General features: G+C 69.6%; 21 protein-coding genes. 7 read left to right on the top strand and 14 right to left on the bottom strand.

From position 1 onward, the window contains the following. Window positions 1–72: 72 nt before the first annotated feature. Together ACWCOV_RS35270 and ACWCOV_RS35265 are read left to right on the top strand one after the other, a co-directional pair. On the top strand, window positions 73–1,329 hold the full coding sequence (locus ACWCOV_RS35270; RefSeq protein WP_449833704.1) for a sensor histidine kinase: 1,257 nt from the start codon (window positions 73–75) through the stop codon (window positions 1,327–1,329). Continuing rightward, on the top strand, window positions 1,322–1,999 hold the full coding sequence (locus tag ACWCOV_RS35265) for a response regulator (RefSeq protein WP_449833703.1): 678 nt from the start codon (window positions 1,322–1,324) through the stop codon (window positions 1,997–1,999). The genes ACWCOV_RS35270 and ACWCOV_RS35265 overlap by 8 nt, the downstream gene beginning before the upstream one ends. Here ACWCOV_RS35265 and ACWCOV_RS35260 read toward each other — a convergent pair. After that, window positions 1,996–2,493: an FABP family protein gene (locus tag ACWCOV_RS35260; protein ID WP_360516828.1), complete on the bottom strand. Its 498-nt coding sequence runs from the start codon at window positions 2,491–2,493 to the stop codon at window positions 1,996–1,998. The two genes, ACWCOV_RS35265 and ACWCOV_RS35260, sit on opposite strands and share 4 nt — an antisense overlap. A 160-nt stretch (window positions 2,494–2,653) precedes the next feature. Between ACWCOV_RS35260 and ACWCOV_RS35255 the strand changes: the two genes are divergently transcribed. Next, complete coding sequence (locus ACWCOV_RS35255; RefSeq protein ID WP_449833702.1) at window positions 2,654–3,016, top strand: DsrE family protein; 363 nt, start codon at window positions 2,654–2,656, stop codon at window positions 3,014–3,016. A 55-nt stretch (window positions 3,017–3,071) separates the two neighbouring features. Here ACWCOV_RS35255 and ACWCOV_RS35250 read toward each other — a convergent pair whose 3' ends face one another. From ACWCOV_RS35250 to ACWCOV_RS35240, 3 genes are all read right to left on the bottom strand, one after another. Beyond that, a complete protein-coding gene (locus tag ACWCOV_RS35250; protein ID WP_449833701.1) occupies window positions 3,072–4,424 on the bottom strand; it encodes a hypothetical protein in 1,353 nt (450 codons plus the stop codon). Further along, a complete protein-coding gene (locus ACWCOV_RS35245; protein ID WP_449833700.1) occupies window positions 4,424–4,981 on the bottom strand; it encodes a hypothetical protein in 558 nt (185 codons plus the stop codon). Before ACWCOV_RS35245 ends, ACWCOV_RS35250 begins: the two co-directional genes overlap by 1 nt. A 125-nt stretch (window positions 4,982–5,106) precedes the next feature. After that, window positions 5,107–5,931 (bottom strand): 3-keto-5-aminohexanoate cleavage protein, encoded by an 825-nt coding sequence (locus tag ACWCOV_RS35240; RefSeq protein ID WP_449833699.1) that lies wholly within the window; start codon window positions 5,929–5,931, stop codon window positions 5,107–5,109. 93 nt (window positions 5,932–6,024) lie between these two features. On the opposite strand from ACWCOV_RS35240, the gene dtd reads away from it, so the two are divergent. Next, window positions 6,025–6,450 (top strand): D-aminoacyl-tRNA deacylase, encoded by a 426-nt coding sequence (dtd, locus tag ACWCOV_RS35235; RefSeq protein ID WP_449833698.1) that lies wholly within the window; start codon window positions 6,025–6,027, stop codon window positions 6,448–6,450. Between the two features lie 111 nt (window positions 6,451–6,561). On the opposite strand, the gene ACWCOV_RS35230 is transcribed toward dtd, so the two are convergent. The 7 genes from ACWCOV_RS35230 to arfB all read right to left on the bottom strand — a co-directional run bounded on the left by ACWCOV_RS35230 (window position 6,562) and on the right by arfB (window position 11,860). Next, on the bottom strand, window positions 6,562–7,788 hold the full coding sequence (locus ACWCOV_RS35230) for a choice-of-anchor P family protein (protein WP_449833697.1): 1,227 nt from the start codon (window positions 7,786–7,788) through the stop codon (window positions 6,562–6,564). Window positions 7,789–8,090: 302 nt separating this feature from the next. After that, on the bottom strand, window positions 8,091–8,387 hold the full coding sequence (locus tag ACWCOV_RS35225; RefSeq protein WP_360516290.1) for a DUF1416 domain-containing protein: 297 nt from the start codon (window positions 8,385–8,387) through the stop codon (window positions 8,091–8,093). A 3-nt stretch (window positions 8,388–8,390) separates the two neighbouring features. Beyond that, window positions 8,391–9,239, bottom strand: a complete 849-nt coding sequence (locus ACWCOV_RS35220) for a sulfurtransferase (protein WP_449833696.1) — start codon at window positions 9,237–9,239, stop codon at window positions 8,391–8,393. A 13-nt stretch (window positions 9,240–9,252) separates the two neighbouring features. Next, the gene (locus ACWCOV_RS35215; RefSeq protein ID WP_449833695.1) at window positions 9,253–9,696 is read right to left on the bottom strand and encodes a DUF4395 domain-containing protein; all 444 of its coding nucleotides are present in this window, start codon (window positions 9,694–9,696) and stop codon (window positions 9,253–9,255) included. Window positions 9,697–9,970: 274 nt separating this feature from the next. After that, window positions 9,971–10,843 (bottom strand): RDD family protein, encoded by an 873-nt coding sequence (locus tag ACWCOV_RS35210; protein WP_449833694.1) that lies wholly within the window; start codon window positions 10,841–10,843, stop codon window positions 9,971–9,973. Window positions 10,844–10,916: 73 nt separating this feature from the next. Continuing rightward, the gene (locus ACWCOV_RS35205; RefSeq protein ID WP_449833693.1) at window positions 10,917–11,375 is read right to left on the bottom strand and encodes a TlpA family protein disulfide reductase; all 459 of its coding nucleotides are present in this window, start codon (window positions 11,373–11,375) and stop codon (window positions 10,917–10,919) included. Window positions 11,376–11,419: 44 nt separating this feature from the next. Continuing rightward, window positions 11,420–11,860: an alternative ribosome rescue aminoacyl-tRNA hydrolase ArfB gene (arfB, locus tag ACWCOV_RS35200; RefSeq protein ID WP_449833692.1), complete on the bottom strand. Its 441-nt coding sequence runs from the start codon at window positions 11,858–11,860 to the stop codon at window positions 11,420–11,422. Window positions 11,861–11,894: 34 nt separating this feature from the next. On the opposite strand from arfB, the gene ACWCOV_RS35195 reads away from it, so the two are divergent. The 3 genes from ACWCOV_RS35195 to ACWCOV_RS35185 are packed head-to-tail and all read left to right on the top strand — an operon-like array spanning window position 11,895 to window position 13,695. Further along, the gene (locus ACWCOV_RS35195) at window positions 11,895–12,527 is read left to right on the top strand and encodes a hypothetical protein (RefSeq protein WP_449833691.1); all 633 of its coding nucleotides are present in this window, start codon (window positions 11,895–11,897) and stop codon (window positions 12,525–12,527) included. Next, window positions 12,524–13,093 carry a hypothetical protein gene (locus ACWCOV_RS35190; RefSeq protein ID WP_449833690.1) on the top strand — a complete coding sequence of 190 codons (570 nt, stop codon included), beginning with the start codon at window positions 12,524–12,526 and terminating at the stop codon, window positions 13,091–13,093. The genes ACWCOV_RS35195 and ACWCOV_RS35190 overlap by 4 nt, the downstream gene beginning before the upstream one ends. Next, complete coding sequence (locus ACWCOV_RS35185; RefSeq protein ID WP_449833689.1) at window positions 13,090–13,695, top strand: hypothetical protein; 606 nt, start codon at window positions 13,090–13,092, stop codon at window positions 13,693–13,695. Before ACWCOV_RS35190 ends, ACWCOV_RS35185 begins: the two co-directional genes overlap by 4 nt. Here ACWCOV_RS35185 and ACWCOV_RS35180 read toward each other — a convergent pair. From ACWCOV_RS35180 to ACWCOV_RS35170, 3 genes are all read right to left on the bottom strand, one after another. Next, a complete protein-coding gene (locus tag ACWCOV_RS35180; protein WP_449833688.1) occupies window positions 13,658–15,034 on the bottom strand; it encodes a hypothetical protein in 1,377 nt (458 codons plus the stop codon). The genes ACWCOV_RS35185 and ACWCOV_RS35180 overlap by 38 nt on opposite strands. A gap of 125 nt (window positions 15,035–15,159) precedes the next feature. After that, complete coding sequence (locus ACWCOV_RS35175) at window positions 15,160–15,870, bottom strand: winged helix-turn-helix domain-containing protein (RefSeq protein WP_396356659.1); 711 nt, start codon at window positions 15,868–15,870, stop codon at window positions 15,160–15,162. 136 nt (window positions 15,871–16,006) lie between these two features. Next, a complete protein-coding gene (locus tag ACWCOV_RS35170; protein ID WP_449833687.1) occupies window positions 16,007–16,177 on the bottom strand; it encodes a hypothetical protein in 171 nt (56 codons plus the stop codon). Between the last annotated feature and the right edge of the window lie 166 nt (window positions 16,178–16,343).

Genomic DNA, 16,343 nt, shown 5'->3' with positions numbered 1-16,343 from the left:
ATCGTTCGCCAGACCGAACCAGTGGCCCCGCTGGAATGCACAAATCCGGCCCATCCTGTGCACACTGTCGGCATGAAAACTCGGCCGTGGGAGCTGCGTCGCCAGGTGCTCTGGCTGCAGACCGTCACGGCCCTGGTGTTGATCGCGGTCGTCTGGATCACGATGATCGCCCAGTCCCGGACCCAGGCCGACCGGGACGCCGCGGCCGCCGGCGTCGAGCCGCCCGGCTGGGGCGAGCTGATCCGGCTCGACATCCGCTCGATGCTCGGTGTCGCGAGCCTGATGCTCGGTTTCGCGATCGCCGGCAACGCCCTCGTCTCCTGGCGAGTGCGGCGTGCCACTCGCGGCATCGGCACGCAGGCGCTGGCCCGGATGCTCGACTTCTACGAGGGCGTTCTGCGCGCGGCTCGCGAGGGTTTGGTCCTGCTCGACGCGGACGGCCGGGTCCAATTGGTCAACGACGAGGCCCGTCGGTTGCTCGGACTCGGGACGGTTCTTCCTGGCACTCCGATCGGAGAGCTCCACCTGGGCAGCACTTTGTCGGAGCTGCTGACGGCCGGCCGGACGGCGTACGACGAACTCCACCTCGGCGCCGAGGGTGTCGTGGTCGTGAACCAGCAGCCGGCCCGGTCCGGGCGGATCGTGACGCTGCGGGATCACACCCAGCTGCAGCGGCTGCTCGGCGAGCTGGACGCGGTCCGCAGCCTCGCGGAATCCCTGCAGGCACAGAATCATGAGGCCTCGAACCGCCTGCACACCGTGGTCAGCCTGATCGAGATCGGCAAGCCGGAGAAGGCGCGCGAGTTCGCGGTCTCCGAGCTGCAGTTCGCCCAGGCGATGACGGACCGCGTCGTCGGCACCGTCGGCGACCCGGTGCTCGCGTCGTTGCTGCTGGCCAAGCTGTCCCAGGCCCAGGAACGCGGTGTCGCCCTGACGTTGGAGCTCGGCCACGAAGCGCTCAACACCCGGCTGCCGGCTCAGGACGTGGTCACCGTCGTCGGGAACCTGCTGGACAACGCGATCGAGGCCGCCCGCGGCGGACCAGCACCCCGCCGGGTCGAGCTGAGGGCCAGTACGACGCCGGACGCCATCGACCTGGCCGTCACGAACACCGGCGCCGAGCTGGGATCGGCCGAGCTGGCGCACATGTTCGACCGCGGCTGGACAACGAAGGCCGAGCCGGGCCACGGACTCGGGCTCGTGCTGGTGCGCAGTACGGTCGAACGCTGGCAGGGTTCGCTCATGGTCGACCCGGACTCCGAACTGGACGACGTACCGGCGCTGACCGTGCGGGTCCGGCTGCCGCGGGCGGTGGACGTCAGTGCCTGATCTGCGCGTGCTCGTCGTCGAGGACGACCCGGTCGCTGCCGAGGCCCATCGCACGTACGTCGACCGGCTGCCCGGTTTCGCCTGCCTCGGAGTCGCCGGTACGGCGGTCCGCGCGCTGCAGGTGCTCGCCCGGGGCGACGTGGACCTGGTACTGCTCGACATGAACCTGCCCGACGGGCACGGGCTCGACGTGGTCCGGCGGATGCGAGCCCTAGGCAACCAAACCGATGTGGTCGCGGTGACCTCGGCCCGTGAGGTGGCCGCGGTGCAGGCGGCGGCCCGGATCGGCGTGGTGCAGTACGTGCTGAAACCCTTTGCCTACGAGACTTTGCGCGATCGATTGGCGGCGTACGCACGGCAGCGCAAGGCGGCCGAGTCCGGCCAGGTCGTGGCGGATCAGGACGAGGTGGACCGGTTGTTGCATCCGGCAACCGTCTCGTCGGTGCCGAAGGGGCTGGCCGGATCCGTGCTGGACCGCGTCGTCCAGCTGCTCGGCGACCGCGAGGGCTGGACGGCCGAGGAAGTCGCGGCGTCGCTGGGCACGTCTCGCATCACTGCGCGGCGCTACCTCGAACACCTCGCCGACCAGGGCCAGGCGCTTCGCACCCAACGGTACGACGGCCGCAGCGGTCGACCGAAAGTCGAGTACTCCTGGGTGGCGGAGAGTTAGCTCGACCGGACCAGGGTGGCCCAGAGGTGGGGCTGCAGCGGGTGCCCCTCGGCGGCCATGTCGTAGGCCCACATCAGCTCGCCCTTGACGAGGCCGTAGAGCCGGTGGCCGGCGCTGACCTCCTTGGCCGTCTCGGTGCGGGCGACGACATCGGTGCGGAGCTCGATCTTCGCGCCCTCGATCTCGCCGTACCAGATCTCGGCGAAGCCGGTCGGGTGGGCGAGGATCACCTCGAGCTTGTTGTCCGGCTTGGGCCGCCAGAACCCGGTCTCGACCGCGAGCGGGCGCTCCTTCGTGCCGTCCGCGCCGACCACGTAGGTCTGGCTGACGTAGTGCAGGTACGGCTTGCCGTTGTGGCTGAAGTCGATCTGCTGGCCGAACTCGAACTTCTCGATCGTCGGGTAGTCCCCGTGACCGCGGCCCTCCCAGCGACCGAGCAGCCAGGCCAGCGGCATCAGGTCGGGGTGCAGGTCCTGCGGGATCTCGAACGCCATCTCAGTTCGCACTGCGGCCGCGGTACAGCCGGTAGACGACGAACGCCGAGAACCAGCCCATGAAGACACAGACCAGGACCAGCAGCGTGGTGAAGATGACGTGCAGCACGTCGGCCAGTCTAGAGGATCGGCGCCGGGGTCCCTGGGCTACCGTGGCGTGATGTCCCGCACGCTGGTGATCAAGCTGACCGCAGGCGCCGAGGAAGCCGAACGCGCCAACCAGGCCTTCACCGTCGCGGCCACGGCGGTCGCGGCCGGCGCCACGGTGTCCCTGTGGCTGACCGGGGAGGCCGTCTGGTTCGCCGTACCCGGGCGGGCGGAGGAGTTCGACCTCCCGCACGCCGCGCCGCTGGCCGACCTCCTGACCGCCGTCCTCGAAGGCGGCCAGCTGACCGTCTGCACCCAATGCGCCAAACGCCGCGACCTGAGCGAACCCGACCTACTCCCCGGCACGAGAATCGCCGGCGCCCCCGCCTTCACCGAAGAAATCCTCACCGAAACCACCCAAGCAATCGTCTATTAACCCGCCACCACTCCTGCGCGGTTACTGCTGCTCGGTGGTCGCTGCTGCTTGGTGGTTAGCGTTCGTGGCCGGGGCCGTCGGTGCGGGTGGCGGGGCCTCGGCTGGCGCCTGCGTGTACCTGGGCTGCGGTTTGGCCGCCGCGGCCGCCTTCGAGGGTTGCTGGGTCGGGTCGCGTCGGCGCGCCGTCGGCCGGGGCTCGGCCGCTGAAGGAGACGGCCTGGTTGCGCTGCCGCTCGTCCTCCGGGACGTCACGACCGGGTCCGCGCTCACCTTGCTGCGCTGCCCGCTCCGCCCGCTGCCCTTCGAGGGTCTGCTCGACCGGGTGGTACTGCTGCCCGTCGATCCACACCTCACCACTGCCGACGTTCTGAACGTTCGCCCCGTCCCGATCCCCCTGCGGCTGCGCCGGCCCGTCCTGCCCCTGATCCGGCCCGTTCACCGTGAACGTCGCGTTGCTGATCGACCCGTCCTCCTGCATGACGTCCCGATAATCCAGCCCCTGCTGCCCTTGCACCCCCTCCTGCAACCGCTGAGGCCGCTCCCCCTGCTCCCCGACCTCAGCCGCCCGCCCATCTAGCTCCGGCTCGCGCCCGTCCCGGCCCTGCTGCGCCTCCTGGTCCAGCTCCGGCTCCCGCCCATCGCGGACCTGCTGCGCCTCCGGGTCGAGCTCCGGCTCCCGGCCATCCCGGGCCTGTTGGGCCTCCTGGGCCAGCTCCGGTTCCCGGTTGTCCTGTTGGGCCTGTTGCTCTCGGTCGTTCAGTTCGTCTGCGACGACGGCCGCCGTGCCTGCGGCTGCGACCGGAGCGGTCGGGTCGACGGCCTGGCCTTCCCGGTCGCGGCGGCGCTGGTCCCCCTCGCGCTCACGCTCCTCGCGAGCTTCGCGCTGCCGGTCGGTCTCGTCGTCCCGGGCCTGCTGGGCCTGGGCCTCCTGCTCGTCCTCGACCCGATCGAGGCCGCCGTCTCCGTCCCGATCGCCCTGCCGCTCATCGACCTCAGCCTCTTCCTCGCGCTGCTGAGCGTCATCAACCGCCTGGTGCCGATCCTCGATCTCATCCGGCTGAAGATCATGATCGCGGTCGTCGTTGGCCTCCGTCTGCCGGTCGACCTCCTCCTGCAACCGATCGCGCTCGGCCCGACGTTCGGCGTTCTCCGCCGCCAGCCGCGCGTTCTCCTCCTCGAGCCGCCGGACCTCCCGCTCGTGCTGACCCCACTGCTCGGCGCGGTCGGGGTTCTCGTTGAGGTGCCGATCCAGGACCGGGTTCTGCTGCCGCGCGTTGCGCATGAACTCCAGCGCCGCCCGCGCCCGCTGCCGCCGGCCGAGGGCTTCCTTGAGCAGCTTCAGGTTGTTGATCAGCCGCCGGACCTCGTTCAAGGTCTGCTGGAAGATCTCTTCCGCTTCGTCGGCCATCACGCCACCTCACTCGCATAGACGGAGTACCCGAAGCCGGCCTGCGTGGCGTCCGGTCCGGGTTGTGTCGCGTACAGGTGGATCTCGGCGCCCGGCCGCAGCCAGACCGCCAGGTGGCGACGTCGGTTCCGCCACTCCGCGGGCACCCGCGGGTCCGACCCCGGGCCGACGAACACCGGATCACCCCAGTGCTTTCGGCCCAGCGCGAGCTGCGCGGGCCAGTGCGTGTCCAGGCCCTCCTCGGCGTCGGCCAGCTCGGCCGGCCCGATCTCGTACGCCGACCAGCCGCTGCGCGGACTTTCCGGCAGTACGGCGTCCGGCAGCACCAGCATCACGGTCTCGCGCGGAGTGACCAGGCCCCAGGTGTAGCGGTCGGGATCGATGTTGCCGGGAGCCCAGGGACGCCAGCCGGTGACCGCGGTGACCCGGGACACGAGCGCCCGGATCGCGTCCAGGCCGGTCCCCGGGGGTCCCCAGACCGATCGCCAGTCGGAGACCTCGGCCAGGTCGGCCATGGCGCGTTCGTCATCGTCGGACGACCGCAGCTGCGTCTTCACCCGCCGACTCCTCTCATCGACAACCCGCCAAGCGTATGCCCCCATCGGTGCCATCACCTCCCGACAGACGCACAGCTGCGCCGCCCGGATCCCGGAGCCGGGACGGCGGGCCAGAGGCAACTACTTCAGCGCTTGACGTTGAGGAGTTCGCGAGCCTCGTCCGGCGACATCGGCGGGCGCTGCGCCATCGTCGCGAGGGCGGCGGCGCGCTCGACCAGTTCGGCGTTGTGGGTGACCGGCTGACCCTTCGCCAGGGTCAGCGTGTCCTCCATGCCGACCCGGAGGTGCCCGCCCTTCGACAAGGCGGCCAGCGCGACCGGGAGCGCCGTACGCCCGATTCCCGTTGCGGACCAGGAGGTGACCGCGTCCGGCAGTGCGTTGACCGCGGCAACCAAGGCGTCCGTCGTACCAGGCATGCCGCCCGGGACGCCCATGACCAGGTCGCAGTGCACGCGGCCGCCGTACGGGAGGCCGTACTTGTCCAGCAGCCGGTGCAGCGCAGCGACATGCCCGAGGTCGAAGAGCTCGAACTCCGGCACCACCTCGCGCTCCTGCGACAACCGGTACAGCTCGGTGACGAACGGCCACGGGTTCATGAAGACGTCGTCGCCGAAGTTGACCGTGCCCATCGTCAGCGAGCACGAGTCCGGTACGGCGTCCAGCACCCGCAGCCTGTGGTCGAGCGGATCGGTCACCGCGCCACCGGTGGACAGCTGCACGATGAGGGCTGTGTTCTCGCGCACCGCGGCGACCGACTCGGTCAGCCGGCCGAGGTCGAGCGTCGGCCGGTGCTCGCCGTCGCGGATGTGCAGGTGGATCATCGCGGCCCCGGCGGCCTCGCACCGCTTCGCCGTCCCGACCAGCTCGTCGAGCGTGGTCGGCAGCGCCGGGCAGTCCGCCTTGGCGGTCTCGGCGCCGGTGGGTGCAACAGTGATCAGAGTCGAGGCCATGAAGAGATCTTGCCAGATCCGGCTCGATCACGGGACATTTGCCTGCCGGACGGCCTGATTACCGGACGATCTCCCGCAAGGCAGGATGGTCGCATGAGAGCCGTCGTACAGCGAGTCAGCCAGGCATCGGTCACCGTCGAGGGCGAGGTGGTCGGGGCGATCGAGGAGCCCGGGCTGCTGGTCCTGCTCGGCGTCACCCACGACGACACCGAGGAGAAGGCGAAGGCGCTCGCGTCGAAGATCTGGACCCTGCGCATCCTGCACGACGAGCGCTCCTGCTCCGACGAGCAGGCGCCGATCCTCGCGATCAGCCAGTTCACCCTGTACGCCGACACCCGCAAGGGCCGCCGCCCGTCCTGGAGCGCCGCCGCCCCCGGCCCCGTCTCCGAACCCCTGTACGACGCCTTCTGCACCGCCCTGGAATCACTGGGCGCCAAGGTCGAACGCGGCCGCTTCGGCGCCCACATGGACGTTGCCCTCGTCAACGACGGCCCGGTCACCCTGATCCTCGACGCCTGAGCCCGGGACACACCAAACGGCCCCCGGGCGGGATCCGTGGATCCTGGCCGGGGGCCGGTGTGTTGGTTCTGAATCGGTGAGGTGCGACTCAGAAAGGTGCGTTCGGCCGGATCAGCCGATGACGCCGGCGGCCGAGTGGCCGACGATGACCTTGGTGTTCAGGCTGTAGACGTCGATCACCAGGGCGTTCACCGCGACGTACCGCTGCTGCTTGACGACCTGGTTGAAGGTCAGCTTGGCGACACCCGGGATGTCCAGCGTCTGGTTCACGCCGGTCTTGACCGGGTAGACCTTGTTGCCCACGCGGATCGAGGCGATGCTCGAGGAGTGGTCCAGGCCGACCTTGCCGTCCTTGGTCTTCCAGGCCGCGGCCGAGGACTCGATCGCGCCGATCGACAGCGTGCCGACCTTCACACCCGCGACGTGCGAGGTGAACTTCACGGCGGACTTGTCCATGCTCATGAAGCCGTTCTTCGTGGTGTAGACCGCACCCACGTAGGCGACCTTCGGGATGTTCAGCTCGCCGACCGCGTTCCGGATCGTCTTGCCCTCAGTGCCCTGGCAGGTGGACTGGTAGGAAGTCGGGCCGGAGACCAGCAGCTTGTCCGCGTGCGCCTTGGTGCCGTAGGCGTCACCGATCACCATCGCGGTGGCCGGCTTGGTGATCTCGGCGCGGGTCTTCAGCACCGCGACGTCGACACCCTCGGGGATGTACTGGTTCTTCACGTTCGCGTGCAGCACGACGGCCTGCGCGTACGAGTAGATGCCGGTGTTGGTCTTCACGCCACCGACGCGGTTCAGCACCATGTAGCCGAGGCCCGGGATCGCGACCTTGGTGTTCGGCTTCGGGTTGAGCAGCGACGGCACCGAGACGGCGCCGATCTTGACGCCGGCGAAGGTGGTGCTGCCGGTGTAGGACAGCTTGCCGTCCTTGTAGACCGACGTGGTGGTGGTCTTCACACCCGTCAGGTGCAGCAGGCTGCCGAGCTTGATGTCGACCGCCGTGGCGTTGCTGGTGACACCGTTGCCGTTCTTGTTGTTGAACGAGTGGGTGTCGGTCCGCACGGTGCGGGCGATCGCGTGGTTGTTGATGTTCGCGGCGGCGAGGTCGTTCTTGTCGGACCGGTTCGAGTCCGTGGTGCAGCTGATCTGGCTGACCACCTGCGGGCCGCTGTTCGCCAGGCCCGACTGGACGTCGGTGCCGAACGCGTAGCCGCTGTAGCCGAAGACGGGCGACGCGGACGCCGAGCCCGAGGTCAGCGCAATCGTAGAAGCCACGCCGACAACCGCCGCGGCACCGACGGCAGCGAGCTTCTTGTATCCGATGCGGGGTCTCATGACCCCTCCTCCCTGAGTGATGACGTGACCCGGATGGCGGGCCAGGACACAGACACAACTCAGGCGGTTGCGGTAGGTAACGAGAAGGTTCCGCTCCGAGACCAAACCGTTACGTCACCGCCCGGTCCGCGAGATTTCCGGACCGGACCCGTAACCCCGGAGTGATGCCGAAACCCCTGTGGACAACTGGGTTTCCGGACATGCCGAAGGGTCCGGACGCGCAAGGTCCGGACCCTTCGGGGCTTACATCAGGGTGGACCGCCCCTCGGTCAGAGGCGGCACCATGAGTAACGAACGACTGCTCAGACGGCTACGGCCACCTCGGCGACCTCGCCGTACTGGGCGACCACCTGGCGGTCGACCGGCTCGGCCTTCGGGGCCAGCGTGCGCAGCGTCCAGCTGCCCGGCGCCGCGAAGAACCGGAAGTGCCCGGTCGCCGAGGTGGGCACCTCGGCGGTGAACTCACCGGAGGCGTCCAGCAGCCGCACGTAGGCGCCCCCGACCGGCTCCTCGCCGCGCAGCACCTGGCCCTGGATCACCGCTTCCTTGTCGACGTCCACGCCCTTGAGGTCGAGACCGCCCTGCTTTGCTCCGCACATGTGTCAGGCCTTTCCGGGCTCGTCGCCGAGGGCAACGGGTACGCCGACCAGCGAACCCCACTCGGTCCAGGAACCGTCGTAGTTCTTCACGTTCGGCTGACCGAGGATCTCGTGCAGCACGAACCAGGTGTGCGCCGACCGCTCGCCGATGCGGCAGTAGGCGATGGTGTCCTTCCCGAAGTCGACTCCGGCCTCGGCGTACAGCGCCTGCAGCTCGTCGTCGGACCGGAAGGTGCCGTCGTCGTTGGCGGCCTTGCTCCAGGGGATGTTCGCGGCGGTCGGGATGTGACCCGCACGCTGCGCCTGCTCCTGCGGCAGGTGGGCCGGGGCCAGCAGCCGGCCGGCGTACTCGTCGGGGCTGCGGACGTCGACCAGGTTCTTCACGCCGATGGCGTCCTTGACCTCGTCGCGGAAGGCGCGGATGTTCAGGTCCGGGTCCTGGGCCCGGTACTCGGTCGCGTCCCGCTTGACGACCTCGTCGGTCAGCTCGCGGCTGTCCAGCTCCCAGCGCTTGCGGCCGCCGTCGAGCAGCCGGACGTCACTGTGGCCGTACAGCTTGAAGTACCAGTACGCGTACGCCGCGAACCAGTTGTTGTTGCCGCCGTACAGCACGACCGTGTCGTCGTTCTTGACGCCGCGATCGGACAGCAGCGCCTCGAACTGCTCCTTGTTGACGAAGTCCCGCCGGACCGGGTCCTGCAGGTCGTCCTTCCAGTCGAGCTTGAGCGCGCCGGCGATGTGGCCGGCGTCGTACGCCGAGACGTCTTCGTCGACCTCGATCAGGACGACATCGGCGTCGTTCTTGTGCTCCTCGACCCAGTCGGCCGAGACGAGCGCGGATTCCCTGCTCATGGTGTGCTGCCTCTCAGTTGTTGGTAGCGGTGGTTGGCGTACGAATGCGATGGATCAGCAGATAGGCCTCGCAACCGAGGCAGAGCCCGACGGCCGCGTTCACGAAGGCGGCGACCAGGGCGAATCCGGTGGCGACCACGCCGAGCACGGTGGCGCCGGTCAGGTACCCGATCAGACCGGCGACCGCGAAGACGAGGCCGACCAGCTGGGCGAACCGCGGCGGCGCCGCGTCCTCCAGCTCCTTCGGCGGACCCAGCCGGGGCCGGATCAGCCGCTTGAACAGCTGCCCGTACGGCGACGCCTGGACGCCGAACGCGACGGAGATCGCGAACACCACGGCCTGGACCGCGAGCGGCCAGGCGCTGTTCAGGACCAGCGTCAGCGCGAGCAGCACAGTGGTGACGCCCGCGGCGAAGCGGAGCCCGCGGGGATCGACCTTGACTGTCTTTTCGGACATGCACATCTCCCGAAGGAGGAGGTGGATCGAGCCGGACCCGCCCGGGTACGCGGGAGGCGACGTACGCGAAACCGTGCTCAGCGACCGGTTCCGCAGCGCTCGGGACGCCGCCTGGTCAGCGGCGACGACACAGCGACGAGCGCACCCGGCAGTTGTCCACCGCCCGGCGCTTGGTCAGCCATGTCGTGTAAGCCACGGATCGAGAGTACGGAAAGCGGGCGGGCCCGCGACCTGTGGTCCCATCACCTGAGACAACTGATCAAATGGCGGACAGTCAGGTGCGGACCACGTTGGTCCCGGCCACCTTGTCGTGCAGCGCCTGCTTCTTGTCGTCCCACAGCGGCCACAGGTAGTTGATCAGGCTGAGGAAGCTGAACAGCGTGCCCACCAGCGGGATCGCGCTGAGCAGGCTGAGGCCGGTGTAGACGCTGAACCGCTTCGCCACCGCCGCGCCGGGTGGCGGACCGGGCACGTCGCGCAACCGGACCGCGATGCCGACCGCCTTCTTGCCGGGCGTGGCGCCGCTGCGGGTGAGGAAGAAGTACTCGTAGACGAACGAGACGGCGATCCCGATCAGCACGGCCGGGATCATCCACTGGTAGACCTCGCTGGGCAGCGCGAACGTCGACTGCGGCGTGCCGGCGGCGGCAGCGTCCATGGTGTCTTCCATGTAGTCCCAGATGACCTGGAAGTACTGCCAGTAGAAGTAGCCGGTGAACGGCAGCCCGATGATGCCGACGATGATCGAGTCGATGATGCGGGCGAACACCCGGCGCCACCAGCCGGACAGCGGCTGGCCGTCGGGGGTGGCAGCGACGCGCTGGCCGGGGTAGCCATAGCCCTGCTGCGGGTAAGGCTGCTGTCCGTACTGCTGGGGATGGCCTGGCTGGGGTTGGCCGTACTGCGGTTGGCCTTGGGGCTGCGCGTACTGCGTCGGCGTCGGCTGCGCGCCGCCGTACACCTGGCCGTGCTGCATCGGCTGGCCGAACTGCGGCCGGCCGGCTCCGCCACCGGGCTGGCCGAACTGACCCTGGTACGGCGGTGGGCCCTGCCGTGGACGGCGGTTGTCCGTCCACGTGCTGCCGTCCCAGTACCGCTCTTGGGACTGGTCCTCGGGGTCGTCGTACCAACCGGCTGGAAAGCTCACCGGCACAGCATCACTCAAGTGGTGGTCCATCCGCCATCTGGTGGCAGTTAACGGACGCTGCTGTGGTCGCGGCTCAGCGCGGCGCGTGCTCGATCGCGGTCGCCAGCGCGGCGATCACGTCCGGCTTGCGGGGCGCGCCGCTCGCACGCTTCACGATCGCGCCGGTGCGATCGAGCACCAGCGTCGTCGGGGTGCGCAGGATGTCGAGGCGCCGGACCAGGTCCAGGTGCTTCTCCGCGTCGATCTCGACGTGCCGCACGCCGTCGACCATGCCCTCGACCTCGGCCAGCGTCCGCCGGGTCGCCCGGCACGGCGCGCAGAAGGCGGAGGAGAACTGCAGCAACGTCGCGCGCTCGCCGAGCTCGTCGCCGATGTCCGCCGCGGACACCCGGTCCATGCTGTCCACCTGCTCGGCGTCCGCCTTTCGCACCACGTGGGTCCCCCGGAACCGACCATCGAGTGTGGCCTTGAGCACACTGAGGACGACGCCGGCGGCGACCGCGCCGACCAGCACCCACATCCCCAGGCTCATGACAATCCAGAGTACGTCGCTGGTCTACGGGCTCAAACGGTCGTTCACCCCTCGGACGGCGGGCGCGACCGGAGCCGCTTGGTGTCGCCCCGGCGCTTCTTCTCGTCCAGCCGCCGGCGGACCGAGCCCTTGCTCGGCTTGGTCGGCCGTCGCTGCCGTGGCGGCGCCGCGATCGCGTCCCGCAGCAGCGCTGCCAGCCGGGTGCGCGCCGCCTCCCGGTTGCGCCACTGCGACTTGTGCTCCGACGCCGCCACGGTCAGTACGCCGTTCACCAGCCGCGACCGCAGTCGCTCGAGCGCGCGCTCCCGCAGTACGTCGGTGAGCGCCGTCGTACTCGCAACGTCGAAGCTCAGCTCGACCCGGCTGTCCGTGGTGTTCACCGACTGACCGCCCGGCCCGCTGGACCGGGAGAAGCGCCACGCCAACTCCGTCTCCGGGATCACCACCCCGGCGCGCACCTCCAGCCCGCTGTCCACACACACCATTCAACCGGACCCTTCGCTGGTTAGGCTTCTGCCCGTGCAGGAAACGGGGAGCGGGGACGGGGACCGGGAGGAAGAAGAACTCCCGGAACTGAAAGACATCAGAGTGCGCGGCCGGTCGGTCCGCACGTGGGTGATCGGCGCGGGCGCGCTGATGCTGGCGGTCTCGGCAGCCTTCGGCGGGCTCAAGAAAGCAGCCGACGAGACACCGCAGATCGACGCCGGCACAGCAATCGATACCGGCCGCTACGAGGTGACGATCCAGCGAGTGGTCACGGTCGCCGACCTCAAGCCGCTGTTCACGCCGGACGACGGCGGGGCGCTGATCGCGGTGGTGACCAAGCTGAAGGTCACCGACGACCTGGGCACGGCGCCGTCCAGCGACCTGATCCGGCTGGTCGGCGTACCGGGGATCGAGGACGACGACGCGCCACTCGGCACCACGAACCTGCGCGACGCGACGATGAACCCGGTGCTCACGCCCGGTTTCGCGGAGGACGTCGCGTACGTCTGGAAGTTGCCCAAGGCCACCGAGTTGCCGACGTCGGTCGAGCTCACGGTGCGCGGGTACGAGCACCAGGAGCAGTCCCTGCTCGACCACCACGAGAAGTGGCTGCCGGGCGAGGTCGCCGCCGAGAGCACCGTCACGGTCGAGGACAACACCAAGTGAGCGGCCGCAAGGTGGTCAACGCGGCGCTCACGCTCGCCGTACTGGTCGGGATCGTCGGGCTGTACCGGCTGACGCCGACGCAGAAGGACATCCAGGAGCCGGTCGCGGTGAACGGCGTCGTCGGACGCGCGGTGAACACACCGCGGTTCGAGCTGACCGTCGAGGGGGTCCGGGTCGGTCGCACGTTGCGGCTCCCGGGCGCCTCGAAGGCCCGCGACACCTTGTCGAACTTCGTCGTCGTGGACGCCGTCGTCACCGCGACCCGCGAGCCGATCCACCTGGCCTCGATCCGGATTAAGGCCTCGGACGGGGTGACCTATCTCGGCGCCAACCGCAGCGGTCTCGACCAGGTGGACCTGACCGGGATCGAGTTCGCCCCGAACATCCCGGTGCGCGGCTCGTTCGTGGTCGAACTGCCGGCCGGGAAGTTGCCTGGCGCAACCTTGCAGGTGATGGAGAAGTCGATCTTCAACGACCTCGAGGCGCAGGCGACGATCCCGCTCGGGGTCGACGCGGAGCCGGCCGTCGAGGACGTGGTGACGCTGACGAAGGCGAGCGAGTCATGAGCGGCGCGCGCCGGGCCCGGCGGGGGTGGTTCGGCAAGAACACGGCCGCATTGGCGGCCCTGGTGGTCGCCGTACCGTTCGCCGGCTGGTGGACGACCCGCAGCGACTACAAGTCCTGGTACGACGCCGAGCCGCGCGACCCGATCGCGGTCGCTGCGGGTGGGACGTCGTACGCAGGAGCGACCTGGTTCGCGGCCAGCATCGAGGAGGACCCGCAGGCGCGTGCCGGTCGTAAGGCCGAGCCGACTCCTCCTGGGACGACTCGGGTGCGCGTGTACCTCCGGCTGCAGGTCGACGACCTCGCTGCGCTGGAGGGGCTCGGTGGGTGCCGCGTGCAACTGCGTGCGCCGGACGGGCGGCTGTGGAACGAGTCGTTCACGGCCGGCGACTTCCAGGATCGGCCGTCGGGGTGCACGGGTGGGGACGACTCGTCTCTGCAGAGCTGGCGGGGGACGTCGGCGCAGTACTACCTGAAGCCAGTGGCCGGAAAGCCGTTCGAGACCGTCGCGGTGTTCGTCGTACCCTCCGCGGTCGCGTCCAGCGTGCAGCCGACGGTCACGTGGGCTACGAAGCTCCCTCAGTACTTGGCATTCCCGAGGTAGCGGCGGTCAGGTCGGTGACGCCCTGGTCGCCCTCGGGCTGCTGGTGGACGGCGCGCGTCCGCGGGGTCAGGTAGCCGGCCAGGCCGCCCACCATCCGGTCGTAGGCCGCGGCCAGCAGGCTGACCTGGAGCATGATCTTCAGGCCGTCGGTGACTAGGTCGAGCGGCTCGTCGATGACCTGCCAGAACTGCAGCGAGTGCGGCCCGAGCACCCACAACTTCAGCGCGATCCACACGCCGCTCGCCGCGAACGTGACGACCGCCCAGGCCAGGAAGTAGCCCAGCATCGGCCGCAGCCCGGAGCGCACCACCAGCCGGAACGCGTCCACGACCGGCGTCCACCGGTCCCGCCAGTCCGACACCACCGAGTTCCCGGCCGCGCGGACGATCCGCGGCGTCTGCTGCCAGCGCTGCGTGATCCGGTCGAACCGCCAGCGCAGCTGCGCCTTCGCCGGCTTGTGCACGACCCGGCCGTAGATCACCGCCGTCATCGTGATCCACATCAGCGGCAGCACCGCGGCGTTCCACAGGTCACCGATGCCGGCGGCAACGAATCCGGTGACGCCGTCCCAGATCTCGCGGACCTGGGAGATGCCGAGCACGTGGTCCAGCACCCAGCCGTACCCGTCCTTCAGCCACAGCCAGACCTGGCGCTCCTCCAGCCACGCCTTCGGCGACGGGATGAACGAGGACGCCTGGTACGCGACCACGAACAGCCACAACGCCTCGAGGTACGTGACGAACAGCTTGCGGACCGGGCCTTCCTGCTCCTTCTTCCACTTCTTGAAGCCCAGCCGGAGCAGGTACGCCGAGGCGCCCAGGGCGATGAACAGCCAGGTCGACAGGGACTGTAGACCCTCCGACTCCCGCGGCGCCGTACCGCCGGTCAGGACGGTGGCCACCGTCTCGTTCACCTTGTGGACGGCCAGCTGGTACTCGTAGTCGAGCGCCTCGGCCTGCAGGAACTTGTACGCCGCGTAGAAGGCCAGGAACGGCAGCAGTGCCGCGGCGAGCGCGTCGAGCGCTCGGTGCTCCGTGCCCGGCTCTACGCCATCGGGCGCGAGCATGCCCTCGGCAACGGCTCGCTGGTGGAACGGCAGCTCGCCCCTGAGCACCAGGAACATCGCCACGTACATCGCCAGCGACACCAGCACGAGCAACGCGAGCACGGCGATCCCGGCCGCCTCGGCCTTCGCACCCGCCTGGACCGCCACCCACTGCAGCCCTCGATGCGCCAACTGCGCGATCAAGAACACAGCCAGCAACCGAGGCCAGGCCCTCGCGAACAGTCCCCCAGCCCGCCCCACCGTGGTGAGCAGGCTCCCCGTTTCCACTGCCACGCCCGCAATCTACCTGCCCGAAGCGTCACTGCCCTTGGAACGCTGACCCCGGACGCCAGCAAGCCGCCGGGAGCGAGTTCCGGCGGCTTGCTGGTTGAGAATGGGTCAGCTTGGTGAGACTGGGGTCAGGCGGTGGCGTCTGCGGTTTCCCGGGTGGTGCTGGGCGGGATGACGAAGCGGTAGCCGACGTTGCGCACCGTCCCGATCAGCGACTCGTGCTCCGGGCCGAGCTTCGCGCGCAACCGCCGTACGTGAACGTCGACCGTCCGCGTGCCGCCGAAGTAGTCGTACCCCCACACCTCCTGCAGCAACTGCTCCCGGGTGAACACCCGGCCCGGGTGCTGCGCGAGGAACTTGAACAGCTCGAACTCCTTGTAGGTCAGGTCGAGCGCCCGCCCGTTCAGCTTCGCCGTGTACGACGCCTCGTCGATGACCACGTCACCGCTGCGGATCAGCGTGCTGTCGGGCTCCTCGTTCCGCGCCGCGGCGAGCCGGCCGATCACCAGCCGCAGCCGGGCCTCGATCTCGGCCGGACCGGCGGTGTCGAGCAGCACGTCGTCCGCGCCCCAGTCCGCGTTCACCGCGGTCAGGCCGCCCTCGGTCACGACGAGGATCAGCGGGACGTCGATCCCGGTGGTCCGGATCAGGCGGGACACGCCACGCACCGCGACCAGGTCACGGCGGGCGTCGAGCAGGACGGCGTCGGCGTCGGGAGCGTCAACCAGTGCGGCGACCTCGGCGGGAAGAATCCGGATCTGGTGCGGCAGCAGGGCGAGCGAGGGCAGCACCTCGGTGGAGGCCTGCAGCGCGTTCGTCAGCAGAAGCAACGTACTCACGCTGTCTCCTTGTGCTGGTCGGCGGATCCCTGGTCAGCGATCCGGTCCTTTTGCACGTCAGGCCCCGACGGCGTCATTGCCGGGGGGCCTGAGTCACACTGGATAGCAACAGCAAGCTGACATAATAGCGGAAGACTTAGCCGACTAGTGAGGCCTTCTCCCAGATGCCGGAAGTGACCATCAGGTACTTCGCCGCCGCCCGCGCGGCCGCCGGCGAGTCCTCCGCGACCGCCGAAGCCACCTCGATCAGCGACTTGATCAGCACGGTCTCCGCCGATCGCCCGGAGCTGGCCCGCGTCCTCACCATCTGTACGTTCCTCCTGGACGGCGAACGCGCCACCCCCCCCCCCCCCCCCCCCCCCCCCCCCCCCCAAAAAACCCCCCCCCCCCCCCCCCCCCCCCCCCCCCCCCCCCCCCCCCCCCCCCAACCAAAAACCCCCCCCCCCCCCCCCCCCCCCCCCCCCCACACACCC

This window comes from Kribbella sp. NPDC002412, assembly GCF_053592935.1.
The sequence above is the reverse complement of the archived record's forward strand: the minus strand, read 5'-3'. Positions and strand labels throughout refer to the sequence as shown.